This is a genomic window from Treponema sp. C6A8, assembly GCF_000619925.1.
Classification (GTDB): domain Bacteria; phylum Spirochaetota; class Spirochaetia; order Treponematales; family Treponemataceae; genus Treponema_D.
This window is the reverse complement of record NZ_JHVB01000006.1, coordinates 13,131-29,961: the sequence shown is the minus strand read 5'-3', so window position 1 is coordinate 29,961 and position 16,831 is coordinate 13,131. Positions and strand designations below refer to the sequence as shown.

The window sequence follows — 16,831 nt, the reverse complement described above, 5'->3', positions numbered from 1 at the left end:
CAAGAATGCTAAGTTTTTGATAGGCTTTTATTATGAAAAAAACTATGAAACTTGGCGTTCTTGCCATAATCTTAACGACAATTCTTACCGGCTATTCGTTTGCACAGAGTAAGAATTCTAAACAAAAGGAAACAATTGACCCGGAAATGACTCCGGAAAACAGTTGTGTATTTTTCTTTCCAATGTCCTGGTATATACCAAGAGATTTAATTCAGATTGATCCTGAATTTCCTCATAACAGGGAAACCTTAAAGCTGCCAAAGTTTTACTCAACTCCTCTTATTCCTGGCTCAACTTATATTTTTGAAACCATGCTGATTGATGCAAAAGTCTGGGATGGTTCTCCGGTTATCGAAGATTCAATGACACCAAGCTATTTAAATTATTGTGAAAATGACACTTTTAAAGGCTATAAATTAAAAGTTCCAGAAGAGCCTGGCTTTTACTACTGTTATAGAGCAACTATAAGAAATGAAGATGGTCAAACAAAGGATGTTATTGTTGTTTCTAAAACAATAGACGAAGACTTTCTTAAATACTACGGAGGATATTATAAAGGTTTTATTAAAAAATGCGCAAAAGTATACGCAGGAACCGCATGGGAGTCTGTAATAAATGAACAGGTTGAGGTATGGACAAAATGAAAAATAAAGTATTAATTCTTTCCATAATCCTTGCTGTTTTTACAAATATCAGCTTTGCACAGTCTGACAGCAAGAAAACAATAGGAACTCCTTCGGAAGATCAGGTTATAGTTGTAGGCAGAATTCACTTTAGCACTGATATAGACAGAAACTATTTATATGATGCATTTGAAATCCCGGAAGAAAGACGAGATTTTAAGGATATTGTAGTACTTCCTTTTTATACACCTGGAATGATACAAAAACCGTCAAAGAGCGGCTCGATTTCTTACACTACAATACTTAAACCAACTTTAAGTTTGTTTAATTCAAAAGCATGGGTTGCAAACAATAATTACTTCTATATTAAATACACAGTTGGCCCAGACAGAATACTTTACTTAACAAGTGCAACTGCATTTATAGGCGGTTCACATCTTCTTCCTGTAATGCTTCCTATGTACTTTAAAATTAAAATTCCAGAAGATGAAAAATACATTTACATCGGGGATTTTTATTATCATGCAGAGGGAGTTGATTTTAAGCTTTCTGCAAATGTAAAAGATGATTTTGATTCTGCAAAAGAAGCATTAGACACTGTAACAAAAGACGAGGTTTCTCTCTGTCGTGTAGTTAAACAGCCATTCGACGCTGATGACCGTCTTGGTTTTGCACATTCTCCTATTCAAACACTAATCAATCAATGGTATTCACATGTAGAAGAAGTTTCTGAAGAAGCTGAATTACAGTAGGACAAGGAATAGTTATTAAAAAAGCCGCTCTTTTCAGAGCGGCTTTTCTTTTTATTTTTTTTCCAGCATCAATTCGTTTCCAAGTTCATACCAGTCAATTTTTCGGGTAATGAACATCAAAAGAACTACAACTATGAACAATCCGATACTTCCAATCAAAAGTGCATAGTCTTCGGCCTGCAGGGTTCCGTAAAGGAAGATGTATGATATGAACTGAACTCCGCTCAAAAGACCGCCCCATTTGATTTTTCTGAAAATTGCCGAGGCGTAGAACAAAGTCGAAAGGCTGACACAAATCGCACAAATTAAATAAGTAAAGTCAAAAGGAATATGCTCGGAAATCGAAAGCAAAAGAAGATAGAAGATTACGTCGGCAAAACCAATCAGACAATACTGAATAGGGTGGATTTTGATTTTGGAGAAAATTTCTGAAATCAAAAGGGCAATAAATGGAATGATTAAGAACAAAAGGGCGTATTTTACGCTGCGTTCAGTTTTCTTGTAAGCGTCCACAGGAATAATAAAGGAAACGTTTAATGATTCCGGACTAAATTCTTTTTCGCTCAGCCAGCTTTTTGGATAAACGGTGCTCAAACCGGCAATGTTCCAGACAGCGTTAAATCCTTTATCTGTAATATTGCGTTCTTTTGGAAGCCAGCCACCTGAAAAACTTGGTGAAGTCCAGTCAGATTTCATAGAAAAATAGTTGTCTGTGGCAATAGGACGGATTTTAATATTTTCGCCGCCCTGGAATTCAATTTTTCCTGTAAGCGCCATTTTTTCTTTCAAATTAATTCCTGAAAGAGTGTAATAAACTGATGTCGAAAATGGAGAAATTGAATCATATTTGATTGGTGATAAAGAAAGCTGATTTCCGTTTATGCTGATTTTTGGCTGAGCAGTCAGATTTTTTGTATTTGAAAAGCCCATAATCAAAACGGCATCTTTTTCAATAATATCTTTTGCTTCAATGCCAAAGTATGAAAAATCAAAATTACTGAATTCTGCCTTGAGGTCTATGTCGCCGTTAAAAACAGGAACTTTGAAAATTCCGCGGGTCAGATAGTAAGGATTAACTGAAAAATCCGCATTGTAGCTGTCAGGCGCAAAAATTGCGTACTTTGTCATAACGTCTATATGAGTTTTATCCTTGGAATCAACCCATTCTTTGTAACTTTTATAAGGAACTGCAATTACAAGCCCCTGGATTTCAGCTTCGCCGCCGAGTGGCTCTGTAATAGACTCAATTGCTTCGCGCTGGTAGCTTTTTCTGTCGTAAATCAGATTATCGATTAAGCCGATTGGAATCAAAAACAAGAGTACAAGGGCAAAAATTATTCCCAATTTTACTGTTGAACTTGAAAAGTTGAACTTTTTCATTTTCTCACCGCCTTATAGTTTTTTTATAGAATAACACATGATTTTTAAATGAGGAATATGGTATTATTTATTCTCTTTAAAATTGTCTTTTTTTCTTGCCTCTTATATCGCTTTATTATTATTTTAATTAGTGAATTATTTTGATTTTAAATCGTATAAGAGGTTATAAAATGGCAACACATCAGTTTAAGACAGAAGTAAACCAGCTTTTGCAGCTGCTTATCCATTCGCTTTATTCGAACAAGGACATTTTCCTTCGCGAAATTGTTTCTAACGCATCGGATGCTTTGGACAAGCTCAAGTACCTTACCGTTTCTGATGAAGCGTACAAATCAATTTCCTTTACACCGCGCATCGACATCACTTTTGATGAAAAAGAAAACATTCTTACCGTTCAGGATTCTGGTATCGGTATGACAGACAGCGACCTTGAAAACAACATCGGTACAATCGCCCGCTCAGGCACAAAATCATTCTTTGAAAAATTAAGCGGAGACGCAGCAAAAGATTCTGCTCTTATCGGTCAGTTTGGTGTAGGTTTCTACTCTGCATTCATGGCTGCTAAAAAAATCGACGTTTATACACGCAAGGCTGCAGGCGACGGAAAAATCTGGCACTGGTCTTCTGACGGTACAAACTCTTACGAACTTGATGAGGTTGCTGCAGACAGCGCAGTTGCTAAAAAATACGGCTTTGATAAGCCAGAACTCAGCGGATCAGCAATCGAAATGCACTTGAACGACGACAGCAAGGAATATGCTAGTCGCTGGAAGATTGAAGAGCTCATCAAAAAATATTCAGACCACATTGCATTCCCAATTTTCCTTCACTATGAACAGAAAAAATATGATGACAAGGGAAAAGAAACAGGCAGCGAAAGCAAAATCGATCAGGTAAATACTGCATCAGCTTTGTGGAAACGCTCTAAATCTGAACTTAAAAAAGAAGATTACAACGAATTCTATAAAACAAACTGCCACGACGGAAATGACCCTCTCCACTACGTTCATACACATGCAGAAGGAACTCAGGAATATACAACTTTGTTCTACGTTCCACAGAATGCACCTTTTGACATGTATCAGGCAGACTACAAGAGCGGCGTAAAACTTTATGTAAAACGCGTTTTCATCACTGATGATGACCGTGAGCTTTTGCCATCTTACCTGCGCTTTGTACGCGGTATTATCGATTCAGAGGATTTACCTTTGAACGTAAGCCGCGAAATCCTTCAGCAGAACAGAATTCTTGAAAACATCAAAAAGCAGTCTGTTAAAAAGCTTCTTGGTGAATTCAAAAAAATGGGTGAGGATGCTGACAAGGCCCGCAAAACCGAGGCTGATAAACGAAGTGATGATGAAAAGAAGGCAATTGAAGACTGGAATAAGTTTGTAAAGAACTTCAACCGTCCAATGAAGGAAGGTCTCTATTCAGACTACGAAAACCGCGACGAAATTGCAGAAATCATCCGCTTTAAGTCTACAGATGCAAGCGGTACCGGCGACGGCAACTACACAAGCTTTGCAGACTATGTTCAGCGTATGAAGACTGACCAGAAGGCAATTTTCTACATCAGCGGAAGCGATGAAAAGAACCTTCGCGCAAACCCACTTGTAAAAGCTTACACAGACAAGGGCTTTGAAGTTCTTATCCTTGATGATGATATCGATGACATTGTTATTCCTGGCTTTGGCAAATACAAGAATGAGTTCGAGCTTAAGGCTGTAAACCGCGCCGGCAGCGACGAGGACCTTGGCGGTGACAAAAAAGAAGCTGAAAAGAAAGAAAAAGAGTTCAAGCCGGTTGTAGAAAAAATCAAGAAGGCACTTGGCGACAAGGTTAAGGAAGTTAAACTTTCCAAGACTTTGAGCGGCGAAAACCCTTCATGTATCGTTGTTGATGAAAACGATCCTAGCTACCAGATGGAACGCATGATGAAGGCAATGGGGCAGATGGGACCGGAAATCAAGCCTATTCTTGAAGTAAACGGCGACCATCCTATCCTTGCAAAGATTAAGGAAAGCGATGACGAAGCATTGATTGCTGATGTTTCTGAAGTTCTTCTTGATCAGGCTTTGCTGATTGCAGGCGTTGAGCTTAAGGAACCAGCTGAGTTTGTTAAACACTTGAACAACCTGCTTTCAAAATAAGCCGATAATCGAAGAACCGTTAAAAACTGAGCCGAAAGGGTCAGTTTAGGTTCATCGTGAAAATGGCTCGGCAAAACTGTGTTTTGCCGTTTTTAGAGATTTATGAGTATTAAAATTGTAGTTCTAATTATTTTAGCTTTTCTTGCAGGGCTGGCTTTCATCGGGACAGGGATTTACTTTCTTTCCGGAAGTTTCCTTGAAAAACTGAATGCAAGTTCTGTGGCAGACGAAGTAAGCCAAAGAAAAAATGCTTTTAGGGCTAAGGGAAGCGGAATGACTGCCATTTCGCTTGGAGCGCTGACTCTTGTCTGGGCGGCTATGCTTTTAAGCTTTCCTCAGATTGCGGCGACGCTTGGCCTTGTTTACATGTTTTTTTTAATCGGTGCCTTTGCTGTAATAACTGTCGTATTTAAATAGAACTAAAAATAAGTGATGGAATAAGATCCGCACTCTTTGAACCCCAGCTTTTTGTATAATTCAAGGGCTGGGGTATTTTTTTCTTTAACGTAGAGGGTAACGGTGCGGCCGGTACGCAGAATGCGGGCGCAAAGGTTGTATACCAGCTGGCAGGCATAGCCGTTACGGCGGTAAAGAGGATTTGTGTAAACACCGCCAAGCTGTACACAGTTCCAGCCGATGGCATTTGTGTTTGCCTTTGCTACAGGTTCTCCATCGCTGAAAAGGGTGAGACAAATCTGGTTTTTGAGTATTTGCTTTAGAATTACGTTGATTTCTAAATCGCCGGGATTTTTGCCCGCTGGAGCGACTTCTTCCATTATATAGTGTTTTTGCAGGTCAAAAATGATTTCTGCGTCGTGGTCCGGATTTGCCATGCGGCGGATTTCATCGCAGGGCTGAAGGGGCTCTGCTGGCGGGGTAAGCTGGTCGGCTGGAGAAAGGCACATGAGTTTGTAGCGGTTGGTTTGAGGCTGGTGACCGCCAGCCGGCACTGAGGCCTGGGTAGACTGCAACAGAGCTTTCAGGCTTTCTGACACAGTAAGTTCGCCGTTGATGCATTTGACGGGGTGGGTAAGCAGGAAGTTGCCTAAGACCTGAGTAATTTCCGCTGCGTGTGCGGAGAAATCCGGTATACAGTGCAAAAAGGTGCCTTTTGCGTAGAAGACGCCGCAGATTTCATCATCATTATCCTTTATTGCAAAAATGTCTGCGCGGTTTTTTCGCACGTAAGAGGAAAGCTGGACGCACATTTTTTCGTGAGGACTTAGAAAATTCTGAATGAGGGCAGGAGGCAGCTGCTCTGCGGGAATAATTTGCATCTATTTATAACTGTCCAGCAAATCAAAAAAAAAATCAACTAATAAAGGTTTTGTTCTAAACTAATACCCGTTAGTTCCCGATAAATTTTCTATGAGCAAAAAGAATATCTCACAGGAAAAAATCATACAGTCATTCATATCATCTGCCTTTGAAAAAAGCCCGGGTGCTACCTCACTCAGCGACATCAGCGACATGCTGGGAATTAAAAAGGCTTCGCTTTACAATCATTTTGAAAGCCGCGATGCAATGTACGATGCAACTCTGGAATTCTGTGCTTCGGAAATTGCAAAAGTTGGATTTAAAACCGAGCAGACCATCGATGCAATCATTAAGAATAAAACCGCACCGAACGTGCTTTTTAAAAAGCTGATAACCCGCTTTTTTAATCTTTTTGAAAACGAGCCGCTTTTTGAAATGTACAGCTTTGTACGAACTGAACAGTATTTTAATATTAAGGCTCTGGAAATTGTCCGCGCTGAAAACAAAAAGATTTATGATGATATCTTCCATATTATTGAAGCCTTTAACGCTGTTGGAAAACTGAAGGTAAAAGATAAGGAAATTGCCGAAACTTCAAATGTTTTGAGCGCCTTTATAATTCATAACCGCGATTTTTACATTGCAAACCGCAAGGAAATTGTACGCCAGAATCCGGAAAGCGGAGCCGGAAGCCTTTTTGCCCTTCCTACCGACGGCCAGGCGTTGAACAAAATTACAAAATCCTGTGAAATAATGATGAAAAAATATCTGGGATTTTAGTGGCTAAATCTATCTATCAAAAGGAACTGGATGAACTTCTCTCTTCGCTGGAAAAAAGCGGAAAAAAGCCAAGCCTGCTGCTTCATGCCTGCTGCGGGCCGTGTTCTTCTTATGTTATTGAGTATCTGACGGGCTTTTTTGACATTACCATTCTATATTACAATCCCAATATTTATCCTCAGGAAGAATATGAGCGCCGTCTTGCAGAACTTGAGGCCTTCCTGCCACGTTTCAGCCCGGCTGTGCTTGGCAAGGTGAAGCTTGTAAAAGACGAATACCTGCCGGACCACTTTTACCAGGCAGTTGGCACTGATCGCGAACCGGAACTTGCCCGCGAGCCCGAAAAGGGGGAACGCTGTCGCCGCTGCTATGAATTCCGCCTGAAGCGGGCATATCAATATGCCGCCGCCCATGAATTTGATTATTTTTGTACAACGCTCAGTATCAGTCCTTTTAAGGATGCAGAGAAAATCAATGTAATTGGGGAATGCCTTGCGAGCCAGGGCTCTCCTAAATGGCTGCCATCTGACTTCAAGAAAAAGAGCGGCTTCCTCCGCAGCCTGCAGCTCAGCGAAGAATACGGCCTCTACCGCCAGCAGTACTGCGGCTGCGTGTTTTCAATGCAAAGGGACTAGACAACTTTAATTATACTTAATAAAATTAAGTATTATGAAAGTCAATGGCGGCGCACAGGAAGCTCATAATTCCGAAAATTTATTACAAAAGCTTCTTCATTCTTTTGAACGTTATTACAACGTCCGGGAGGAATGTGTTGCTGCACCTTTTTCTGCAGAAGCAGAGTTTCATTCCCACAGTGAACAGTATTTTTTAGTAAAAGCCGCACATGTCGCAGATATTGATTCCAACGAATATGTCTTCTTTGCAGAAGCAGACGAGTTGGACTATATCCTTTTTGAACAGCTGGCAAACCGTGCCTGGGAAGAAGGCCTTTCCCGCGTTCATCCTTGCAGCGGACACCGCAATTCAGACGTAACACTTATCATCCTTGCTGACAAAATTTCAGACAGCGCCTTCCGCTTCATCAAAAAAGAGAAAAAATCAAAATCATATAAATTCAGCATTTATGGCTGGAGTAATTTCAGGGCATTAGCTTACGAAACTTCAACAGGCCGAACCGTTACAAACCGTCACGGCAGCGTCCTCAAAAAGCTTGTAAGCTCGCTATAAAAAAGTAAATTTCCGAAAGGAAAAAAGGAGAACAAAAAATGACAGCATTATTGATTATTCTTGCTGCTCTCGCTCTGCTTTTCATCGGCTATGTTGGATACGGCTCTTGGCTTGCAAAGCAGTGGGGAATTGACCCTGCAAAAAAAACTCCTGCCGTAGAAAAAGCTGACGGCGTGGATTATGTTGAGGCAAAACCAGCGGTTTTGATGGGACATCACTTTTCTTCTATTGCTGGTGCCGGTCCAATTAACGGTCCAATTCAGGCCGCAGTTTTTGGTTGGGTACCAGTTTTCTTGTGGTGCGTAATCGGTGGTATTTTCTTTGGTGGACTTCAGGATTTCGGTTCGCTTTTTGCTTCTGCCCGCCACGACGGTAAATCTGTAGGCGAAATCATCAAAGACTCAATGGGTAAAACCTCAAAACGCCTTTTCATCATTTTTGCCCTTCTTGTTTTGATTCTCGTAATTGCTTCTTTCGTAAATGTTGTTGCCGGAACTTTCCTTTCTAAAGACGGACGCTTTGGTATTGTTGCTAATCCTACTGGAAGCCAGACAACCGCTATGATTTCTTTGCTCTTCATCGTACTTGCAATCGGTTACGGCTTCCTTACTAACCGCGCTGGCGTAAGAACTGTTCCTGCTACAATCGCCGGAATCGTTGGAATCGTTGTTGCAGTTGTAATCGGTTTGAACTACGGTTTTGCAATGAGCCGCACAGCATGGATTGTTTTCATCGGCGCTTACATCACAATTGCTTCTCTTGTTCCTGTATGGATTTTGCTGCAGCCACGTGACTACCTTTCTTCTTTCCTTTTGTACGCAATGATGGCTTTGGCTCTGGTTGGTATCGTAGTTTCTGCAATTACTGGAAATACAACATTCGAACTTCCTGCTTTCACATCATACACAACAAAAATCGGACCAATGTTCCCGGCCCTCTTCATCACCGTTGCCTGCGGCGCATGTTCTGGTTTCCACTCACTGATTGCAACTGGTACAACTTCAAAACAGCTGGACAGCGAAAAGCACGCAAAAGCAATCGGTTACGGTTCAATGCTTATTGAATCGGCATTGGGAATTATTTCCCTCATCGCTGTTGGTATGGTGTCTAAAGGATTTATCGTAGACGGCGCTTTCAAAGGTGCTCCTCCGGTAGCTTTCGCATCAGGTGTTGCAAAAATGTTCGGATTTGCTGATCAGAACAACGCAATCTACGCTCTTTTGACACTTGCAGTTTCTGTTTTTGCCCTTACATCTTTGGATACAGGTACACGTTTGAGCCGCTTTATGTTCTCTGAGCTTTTCCTTAAGGATAACGAACGTTCTTACAAAGATGCAAAAGGTTTCCGCAAGGTACTCGCATTCCCATTGTTCGGAACCTTCCTTATGGTTGCAATCGGTTGTGTTCTTGGCGGATTGAGCCTTTCTCAGATCTGGGGACTCTTTGGCGCTGCAAACCAGCTTCTTGCCGGAATTGCTTTGATGGCAGTTGCTGCATGGCTTGGACAGGTTGGAAAGAACAATAAAATGTTCATTATTCCAACTGTATTTATGCTTGCTGCAACACTTACACAGCTTATTCGTACTGTAATAGCTAAAGTTTCTGCAATGAGTTCACATGCTGCAAATGCCTTCCACTGGGGCAACTGGTTCCAGCTGGTATTCGCATCTGCAATGGCAATTCTTGCTGTTGTTCTTGTAATTGAAGGTGTAAAAACTTTCGCTACACAGCGCAAAAGCAAAAAAGCCGCAATTGCTGCCTGAATATAAAGATAGAAAACGCTTTATATAAGTAAAACAGGCGCGAGGGCGGGTGCGTGGTTCAAAAACACTTTGTTTGTGGCGGCCGCGAGAGCGGCCAAATCTATAGTTTCTTTACCACAAACAACGTGTAGCGCGATATCGCGCGGTTTTGGACCATGCACTCGCCCGGGAGCCCGCTTATATTTTTATATAGAATTCCTGCCTTATCTGCTTTATAATAAATCATTATGAAAATTGTAATTGTGGGCGCAGGTTTTACCGGCATTCAGCTCGCTAAGCTTCTCATCAACGAAAAAAATCAGGTTGCCTTAATCGACAATAACGAAGATACAATCCGCCATGCACAGAATCAGCTGGACTGTACTGTTTTGTGCGCAGACGGAAATAATCTTGAAACACTTGAAAGCGTAGGACTTCAAAAGGCAGATGCCCTTGTCTGCGTAACAAGCTCTGACGAAGTAAACATGATTACCTGTTCCCTTGTGGACGCAGTTTACCCTGATTTGCTTAAGATTGCCCGCGTACGTAACTATGCCTACTACGTAAATACAGCTTCCGCTGAAAAAAAGCACAGCGACAGCTTTGGCGCAAAGCATCGTCCTCTTTACGGCATCAATTACATGATTAACCCGGATGTTGAAGCGGCAGACGCAATTGTAAAGGCAATTGAAAACGGCGCTGTCGGAAATGTCCTCACCTTTGATAATTCAGATCTGGAAATTGCCCGAATTACCGTAAATGAAAAATCCGATTTTGACGGAATCAGCCTTAAGGAAATCCGCTCAAAAACTGACATTAAATTCCTGGTTGTTTATATCGAAAAAGACGGAAAAACATCACTGCCTTCAGGACATACTTCTGTAAATGCTGGTGATATTCTTGGCGTTCTTGTTCAGAAAGACCAGCTTGCAAACGTGATGAAGCTTTGCGGAACTTCGCCTAAGGAAATGCGCAGGGTTGCCCTGATTGGTGCCGGGAGAATCGGAACTATTGTTGCAGATAAATTCTTAAATCCTGAAAAAACTGATGTGCAGAAGGGCTTCCTCAAAAAAATCTCTGCCTTTGTAGAAAAGCGAACTCAGGATTTTGTAATTATCGATTCCAACGATGCCCTTGCCAAGGCTGCAGCTGAACGCTTCCCTGAAGCTCGCGTTATGTGCGCTGATGCTACGGACGAAAGCTTTTTGCGCGATGAAGGAATTACTTCCTACGACCTGGCAATCTGCGCTACTCACAATCATGAACTCAATATGGTTCTTGCAGCTTACCTTGAATCACTGGGCGTCGGCCAGACAATCAGCCTGGTTACAAGTTCTGCCTTTGAAACAATTGCCTTAAAGCTTGGAGTTGACGTTCCTGTTGCCCTCCGCGATGCGGTTGTAGACTCAATTATGAGCCATCTGCGCGGAAAGTCGGTAAAGGAAATCCACACAGTAACAAACGGTCAGCTTGAAATTGTTGAATGTGAAATCGGGGCTAAATCTAAGGTTTGCGGAAAGGCCCTTAAAGAAATTTCAAATCCTGGACTCTTCCTTGTACTTTTGAGCCGCCAGTCTGGCATTGAAGAATACAAGATTGTTGACGGAAACACCAAGCTTTACGCAGGCGACCACGTTGTAATTATCGTGCCTGGTGAGCAGAGTAAAAAAGTGCTCTCCTATTTTGCAGGAAGCGACGATAACTAGGGCCTGTCATCGGCAGTGACACATTCTTATTGGAGCGAATTTTGTTTGCAATTTATTTTATAAAGATAATTTCAGTTCTTATCGCGATTGTTGGAGCAATGATGATTATGCCGTTGGGACTTGGACTTGCCCTTGGCGAAGAAAGTGTAATCCTTCCTTTTTTAGTGCCGATGCTGGTAAGCTTTGTAATCCTTGCGGCTGTCTTCTTTCCGACCAGAAAAGTAAAAATCAGCATTAATACCCGCCAGACCTACCTGATAGTTGCGGGTTCCTGGATTTTTATGAGTCTTTTCGGCTCAATTCCTCTTTTTGCAAGCGGCGCTTTTCCTGCAATCACCGATGCCGTTTTTGAAAGCGTGAGCGGTTTTACAACCACCGGTTCCACTGTCTGCGGCCACCTGGAAGAGCTGCCTCGCTCAATAAACCTCTGGCGTTGTATTACCCACTGGATAGGCGGTATGGGAATTGTAACTTTGACAGTTGCCCTTCTTCCTCTTCTTGGTGTGGGTGGCTTTCAGCTGATTAAGGCCGAAACTACCGGACCGGAAAAAGGAAAAATTACCGCGCGAATTACGACGACTGCCAAGTATCTTTGGATTATATATGCGGGATTTACCCTTGTAGAAGCTCTCCTTCTTAAAATTGCCGGCATGGATTGGATTGATGCTTTTACACACGCGTTTTCAACGCTGGGAACCGGCGGCTTTTCTTCAAAAGATTCCAGCATAGGCTGGTATGATTCTGCCGCAATCGACGCAGTAATCACTGTATTTATGTTTTTTGCGGGCATAAACTTCAGTCTTTTCTATTATATTATTGTCCGCAAGTTTGATGATATCCGCGAAAACTCCGAGTTTAAGGCTTATATTGCCATCGTGATATTTGCAATTCTTGCCGTGGCCTTCAGCCTGGGCGGCATTTACACAAACTTCCCTCAGAAGCTTCGCTATTCAGCCTTCCACGTTGTTTCCCTTCTTTCAACAACGGGATTTTCAACTGCTGATTTTACCCTCTGGACTCCTGCAGCCCAGTTTTTCCTTTTTCTGCTTTTCTTTATCGGTGGCTCTTCGGGTTCTACATCCGGCGGCGTTAAAGTTGTGCGCTGGGTAATTTTATTCAAGCAAATCAGCAACGAAACAAAGAGAATGCTTCATCCTCACGGAATTTTTGCAATCAGATTGAATAACAGAGTCGGCCGTAAAGACGTCGTTTTTAGCGTGACTGCCTTTATGACTCTCTATTTTTTCCTTGTTGCCATCACGACCCTGGTTGGCTGTATCGGTCATCTGGATTTGTTTACGGCCTTTACGGGCGCCCTTAGTATGGTAGGAAACGTTGGTCCTGCTGCGGGATTTTTAGGTCCGAGCGGAAATTTCGGTTTCCTTCCTTCTTTTGTAAAGTGGTGGTATTGTTTTGCAATGCTGGCAGGCCGTCTGGAACTTTATACTATGATTATGTTCTTCCTGCCTTCTTACTGGAAAAAATAATTGACAGTTATATAACAAGGGATTTGTCAATTTGTTTTACAATTTGTAATAATTGGATTAAAATTATTAGAATAGATGATAAGCGATTTTGATGAGAAGCTTGAAGTAGACCGGGAAAAAATTCGCAACTCTGTCCGACTTCAAATGCCGCTGGAAATTACGACATATACTCTTTCACGCAACATGGAGATTTATATCTATGATATTCTCACTGTGTTCCTTGAAGAATGTCATCAAGAGCAGCTTATTCAAAATCTTAAATACTGTCTGGGCGAACTTCTTACCAACGCCAAAAAAGCCAATACAAAGCGCGTTTACTTTAAAGAAAAGGGTTTAAACATCAACAATCCTGAAGAATATGAACGCGGTATGAATGAATTTAAGGTTGATACTCTTTCAAACATCGACCATTATCTTGAACTTCAGAAAAAAGCAGGGCTTTATATCAAGCTTGTACTCCAGCTTTGCGGCCGCACTTTAAAAATTCAGGTAAAAAACAAGGCTGTGCTTACACTGGACGAAGAGCAGAGAATCAGGCAGAAAATACAAAATGCCAAGAAGTTCAATAGTATTGAAGAGGTTTACGCTAAGGCGCTGGATCCGTCTGAAGGTGCGGGACTTGGTATTATCATCATCATCCTTATGCTTCAGAAGGCTGGACTTGGAAAAGACAGCTATACCTGCTATTCAACAGATAAAGAAACAATTACGGAAATCGTTCTGCCATGTAACGAAGTTGTTTATTCGGCAGTGCAGATGCTTACTTACGAATACATCAACCTTCAGGAGCAGATTCCAATCCGCCTGGCTACCTATCGTCAGGTTCAGGGGCTTTTTGCCAAGCCTTCGATTGACCGCGACGCACTTTTGAAGATTGTCATGCATGATGATACGCTGGCGCTTCTGATTTTGAAAAATACCGTAGATCATAACCGCGAGCAGTTGAATTTGAAAAAAGCAATCGCCCAGTTTACGGATGACGACCTTAGAAAAATTATTTCTTCCGACAACAAAGAAGTTGAGATAATGGAATTTAAGGATCTGGAAACTTCAAAGCAGCATTCACAGAAGGTTGCCTTCTACGCCTATAATCTCTGCAAAAATCAGCCGGACTTTCAGATTATCTTCTCGCCGGAAGAATATTATTCAATCGGCTTGATAAACAATATCGGCTTTGAGCTTTTGCGAAACCCGACCCAGGTTCAGGAAAAATACATCACTGAGCTGAGCCAGCAGTATGAAGAAGCTGAAAAAATCCGCGAAACCTTCTACCAGGGAAATGCGGGAACCTTTATTACTTACGGCTATTTGAAAAAGCTGAAATTCTCAGAGGAAACTTTGAGTCTTGTTCACGGCTGGAATAACCCTGAGCTTGCTTCTGACAAAATCAAGCAGTTCCTTCCGCCGCTTTATATTGCCGAAGTTCTCCTTGCTTACAGCGAAAATCAGCTGGATTTCTATCAGATTGACCCTAAGCAGCTGGCTAAGTTCGATATTTTTACGGAAGACCAGTTTGTTTATGTGCTCAATAAGCTGAATGACGCCTTTGCGGAAGAAAATCCTGAAGAAAAACTTTAAGAAATAGTTAACAGCAAAAAAGACTCACGCTCTGCTCCTTCCGTCTTTTTTGCAATTATTAATGCTTCTGGTTTTCTGTCAGTGCTTCCACCCACTTTTGCATTAGTATTCCAAAGGCAACACCTACGTTCAGAGAGGCTTTCAGGCCCTTCATAGGAATTGTAACGCGGCCGTAAGTTGCACGGGCTAATGCCTCTGGACTAACGCCAAGCTCTTCACTTCCAATAATGCAGATGCCCCGCTCCGGGAACTTAAACTCATTTATATCAGTGCCGCCAGTTTCCAAAGCAAAAACCGGCAGGTCATCAGGTAGTTCGTCCAGTGAACAGCGTTCCCAGCCCATAGTTTCAATGCAGCCCATGCCGCTTCTGATTGCGCGAGGCTGTTCCGGGTCTGTGCAAAATGGCGAAATATATACTTTTTCAGCGCCCATAGCTTCAGCGGAGCGGAAAATTGAGCCCAGGTTAAATGGCGAACGGATATCTTCTGCGTAAACAGCTACACCCGGGAAAAAATCACGCTGGCGGACAGTGCCGTCTTCATCCACAGGGGCTGCGTGAGGAGCGATAACTAAGTCCCATTCGGCAGGGAAGGTGCCGATTAAAGTGAGCAGGTGATTTCTGGTGCAGTTACAGAGGCGGAGTTCGTCAAATGGGTCGGCCGCAAGAAGGCGCTTTAGTTCGTCGGCGGCACCCTGAGGCAGTTTGGGATCCTTGAGCAGAACTTCCGTGATTTTTTTTACGTATTCTGCGCGGGTCATCGAAGTAAAGTTATATTCGGTTCCTTTTTCTGCAATTCCCTGAATGTCGCGTTCGAGAGCGCCAAAAGTTAAAGCCAGCTTACGGCGTTTTTGTCCGCCTTCCAGCTGAAAGAGTTTTCCTGGTTCAATCATAAAATCTCCGGGCAGGGCAGAAAGCCCTAGTATGCCTGCTTAATAAATGCGAATAAGTCATCGGCAGTCATGCTGCGCGGAAGCTGATTCATTATTTCGGTGTCTTTAATATCTTCGATTACAACGGCAAGCTGTTCAATAGTAAGCTTTGTATCCTTTAGTCTTGTCGGCAGGTTTGCAGCTGCAATTCTCTGGCGGACAAAATCAATAAAGGAAGCTACGGCTTCTTCACCAGTCTGTTCTTCGGTAGCGGCGCCAATCAGGTGAGAAAGTTTTTCAAGCTTAGCGGCCTTGAATTTTCCTGCATCTTCCATTGCAAAAGGAAGGAGGATAGAAGAAACAAGAGGCTTTTTAATCTGATAGCGGGCATTTATTCCGATAGAAAGAAGGGTGTTCATTCCCAAAGCCGAAGTTGATGCTGCCATGCTAACCATAGCGCCTGCCTGGGCAAGAAGAACTTCTTCCGGTGTTGTAATATCAATTGAAGGCGAGCCGTTGAATGCGTAATTCAAAATCTCAACCGCTTTTTCTGCAAACATATCGCTGAAAAAGTTTGCCTTCTGAGAGATATAGGCTTCCATTGCCATTCCCAAAAGCTCGAGAGAAAGAGTTGCCTTCTGGTTATCAGTCAAGGAAAGCATTAGGTTAGGGTCAACCAGAGCAAGCTTACATACGTTAGGCTGAATCTTCAGGATTTTTATCTGATGGTTTCGGCTGTCCGCAATCGGTAAGTCTGTTGTAAAGATGAATGGAAAGCGGTAAACGGTAGGCACACAGATACAGTGAATAGGCTGAGTATTAGGCTGGGCGCCTCCTACAAATGTGTAGAAATCGTGGACTTCGTTGTAGTAAGCGGCAACTGCGCGGCCGATAGTCATAGCCTTCATTCCGCCCACAGCAATAACTCCGTGAACGTGAGCCTCGCGGGCAAGTTTAAGGGCGCGGGCAACGGCCTTTGTAGATGTCCCGTCAGTCAGCTCTGAATAAACGATAGTTTCTATTTTGTGTTCGCTGAGCGCCTGCTGCACTTTTTCGGCAAGCTTTACCTCACGTAAAATCGGGTCCAGCACGACAAAAAATCTTGTGCCCCATTCGCGAACCTGCTGACCAAGTCGCGAAACTGTATAGTCACCAATTATGATATTTGGATTAATTCTGAAAACAAAGTCAGACATTTTAAACTCTCCTGCGGGCCGGGAGCCCTAACTTTTTAAACAAAAAAAGGCGGAACGACAATGCGTCCGCCTTATAATAGCTTAATTAAGCGATTTTTTGAATTCCTTTTTTTACAGTCAA

The 16,831-nt window shown here is 42.4% G+C and carries 15 protein-coding genes; 11 read left to right on the top strand and 4 right to left on the bottom strand.

Annotated features, from left to right (window positions below; translation table 11 throughout):
* The first annotated feature begins 32 nt into the window (after positions 1–32).
* Positions 33–644, top strand: coding sequence for a hypothetical protein (locus T530_RS0106035; protein ID WP_027728238.1), 612 nt, complete (start codon positions 33–35; stop codon positions 642–644).
* A complete protein-coding gene (locus tag T530_RS0106030; protein ID WP_156011555.1) occupies positions 641–1,375 on the top strand; it encodes a hypothetical protein in 735 nt (244 codons plus the stop codon). The genes T530_RS0106035 and T530_RS0106030 overlap by 4 nt, the downstream gene beginning before the upstream one ends.
* Before the next feature lie 51 nt (positions 1,376–1,426).
* Here the strand turns inward: T530_RS0106030 and creD are convergent, their stop codons facing one another.
* Complete coding sequence (gene creD, locus T530_RS0106025) at positions 1,427–2,755, bottom strand: cell envelope integrity protein CreD (RefSeq protein ID WP_027728236.1); 1,329 nt, start codon at positions 2,753–2,755, stop codon at positions 1,427–1,429.
* Between the two features lie 170 nt (positions 2,756–2,925).
* Between creD and htpG the strand changes: the two genes are divergently transcribed.
* Entirely contained in the window at positions 2,926–4,905 is a 1,980-nt protein-coding gene (htpG, locus tag T530_RS0106020; RefSeq protein ID WP_027728235.1) for a molecular chaperone HtpG, read from the top strand.
* Positions 4,906–5,007: 102 nt separating this feature from the next.
* Positions 5,008–5,322 carry a hypothetical protein gene (locus T530_RS0106015; protein WP_027728234.1) on the top strand — a complete coding sequence of 105 codons (315 nt, stop codon included), beginning with the start codon at positions 5,008–5,010 and terminating at the stop codon, positions 5,320–5,322.
* A 2-nt stretch (positions 5,323–5,324) separates the two neighbouring features.
* Here the strand turns inward: T530_RS0106015 and T530_RS14690 are convergent, their stop codons facing one another.
* Complete coding sequence (locus tag T530_RS14690) at positions 5,325–6,182, bottom strand: GNAT family N-acetyltransferase (RefSeq protein WP_027728233.1); 858 nt, start codon at positions 6,180–6,182, stop codon at positions 5,325–5,327.
* A 91-nt stretch (positions 6,183–6,273) separates the two neighbouring features.
* Here T530_RS14690 and T530_RS0106005 point away from each other — a divergent pair, with 91 nt between their 5' ends.
* The 7 genes from T530_RS0106005 to T530_RS0105975 all read left to right on the top strand — a co-directional run bounded on the left by T530_RS0106005 (position 6,274) and on the right by T530_RS0105975 (position 14,643).
* Complete coding sequence (locus tag T530_RS0106005) at positions 6,274–6,942, top strand: TetR/AcrR family transcriptional regulator (protein ID WP_027728232.1); 669 nt, start codon at positions 6,274–6,276, stop codon at positions 6,940–6,942.
* A complete protein-coding gene (locus tag T530_RS0106000) occupies positions 6,942–7,577 on the top strand; it encodes an epoxyqueuosine reductase QueH (RefSeq protein ID WP_027728231.1) in 636 nt (211 codons plus the stop codon). Before T530_RS0106005 ends, T530_RS0106000 begins: the two co-directional genes overlap by 1 nt.
* Before the next feature lie 34 nt (positions 7,578–7,611).
* A complete protein-coding gene (locus tag T530_RS0105995; RefSeq protein ID WP_027728230.1) occupies positions 7,612–8,130 on the top strand; it encodes a hypothetical protein in 519 nt (172 codons plus the stop codon).
* Between the two features lie 38 nt (positions 8,131–8,168).
* Positions 8,169–9,893 (top strand): carbon starvation protein A, encoded by a 1,725-nt coding sequence (locus tag T530_RS0105990; RefSeq protein WP_027728229.1) that lies wholly within the window; start codon positions 8,169–8,171, stop codon positions 9,891–9,893.
* Positions 9,894–10,120: 227 nt separating this feature from the next.
* A complete protein-coding gene (locus T530_RS0105985) occupies positions 10,121–11,578 on the top strand; it encodes an NAD-binding protein (protein WP_027728228.1) in 1,458 nt (485 codons plus the stop codon).
* A gap of 41 nt (positions 11,579–11,619) precedes the next feature.
* The gene (locus T530_RS0105980) at positions 11,620–13,065 is read left to right on the top strand and encodes a TrkH family potassium uptake protein (protein ID WP_027728227.1); all 1,446 of its coding nucleotides are present in this window, start codon (positions 11,620–11,622) and stop codon (positions 13,063–13,065) included.
* A gap of 75 nt (positions 13,066–13,140) precedes the next feature.
* Complete coding sequence (locus T530_RS0105975) at positions 13,141–14,643, top strand: hypothetical protein (protein WP_027728226.1); 1,503 nt, start codon at positions 13,141–13,143, stop codon at positions 14,641–14,643.
* A 58-nt stretch (positions 14,644–14,701) separates the two neighbouring features.
* On the opposite strand, the gene T530_RS0105970 is transcribed toward T530_RS0105975, so the two are convergent.
* Entirely contained in the window at positions 14,702–15,535 is an 834-nt protein-coding gene (locus T530_RS0105970) for a TrmH family RNA methyltransferase (RefSeq protein WP_027728225.1), read from the bottom strand.
* A gap of 26 nt (positions 15,536–15,561) precedes the next feature.
* Positions 15,562–16,710, bottom strand: coding sequence for an iron-containing alcohol dehydrogenase (locus tag T530_RS0105965; RefSeq protein ID WP_027728224.1), 1,149 nt, complete (start codon positions 16,708–16,710; stop codon positions 15,562–15,564).
* Positions 16,711–16,831 lie beyond the last annotated feature (121 nt).

What these genes read in the sequence shown, in the direction of transcription:
- T530_RS0106035 (WP_027728238.1), top strand. Translation starts at nt 33, where the DNA reads ATGAAAAAAACTATGAAACTTGGCGTTCTTGCCATAATCTTAACGACA.
- T530_RS0106030 (WP_156011555.1), top strand. Translation starts at nt 641, where the DNA reads ATGAAAAATAAAGTATTAATTCTTTCCATAATCCTTGCTGTTTTTACA.
- creD (WP_027728236.1), bottom strand. Translation starts at nt 2,755, where the DNA reads ATGAAAAAGTTCAACTTTTCAAGTTCAACAGTAAAATTGGGAATAATT.
- htpG (WP_027728235.1), top strand. Translation starts at nt 2,926, where the DNA reads ATGGCAACACATCAGTTTAAGACAGAAGTAAACCAGCTTTTGCAGCTG.
- T530_RS0106015 (WP_027728234.1), top strand. Translation starts at nt 5,008, where the DNA reads ATGAGTATTAAAATTGTAGTTCTAATTATTTTAGCTTTTCTTGCAGGG.
- T530_RS14690 (WP_027728233.1), bottom strand. Translation starts at nt 6,182, where the DNA reads ATGCAAATTATTCCCGCAGAGCAGCTGCCTCCTGCCCTCATTCAGAAT.
- T530_RS0106005 (WP_027728232.1), top strand. Translation starts at nt 6,274, where the DNA reads ATGAGCAAAAAGAATATCTCACAGGAAAAAATCATACAGTCATTCATA.
- T530_RS0105995 (WP_027728230.1), top strand. Translation starts at nt 7,612, where the DNA reads ATGAAAGTCAATGGCGGCGCACAGGAAGCTCATAATTCCGAAAATTTA.
- T530_RS0105990 (WP_027728229.1), top strand. Translation starts at nt 8,169, where the DNA reads ATGACAGCATTATTGATTATTCTTGCTGCTCTCGCTCTGCTTTTCATC.
- T530_RS0105985 (WP_027728228.1), top strand. Translation starts at nt 10,121, where the DNA reads ATGAAAATTGTAATTGTGGGCGCAGGTTTTACCGGCATTCAGCTCGCT.
- T530_RS0105975 (WP_027728226.1), top strand. Translation starts at nt 13,141, where the DNA reads ATGATAAGCGATTTTGATGAGAAGCTTGAAGTAGACCGGGAAAAAATT.
- T530_RS0105970 (WP_027728225.1), bottom strand. Translation starts at nt 15,535, where the DNA reads ATGATTGAACCAGGAAAACTCTTTCAGCTGGAAGGCGGACAAAAACGC.
- T530_RS0105965 (WP_027728224.1), bottom strand. Translation starts at nt 16,710, where the DNA reads ATGTCTGACTTTGTTTTCAGAATTAATCCAAATATCATAATTGGTGAC.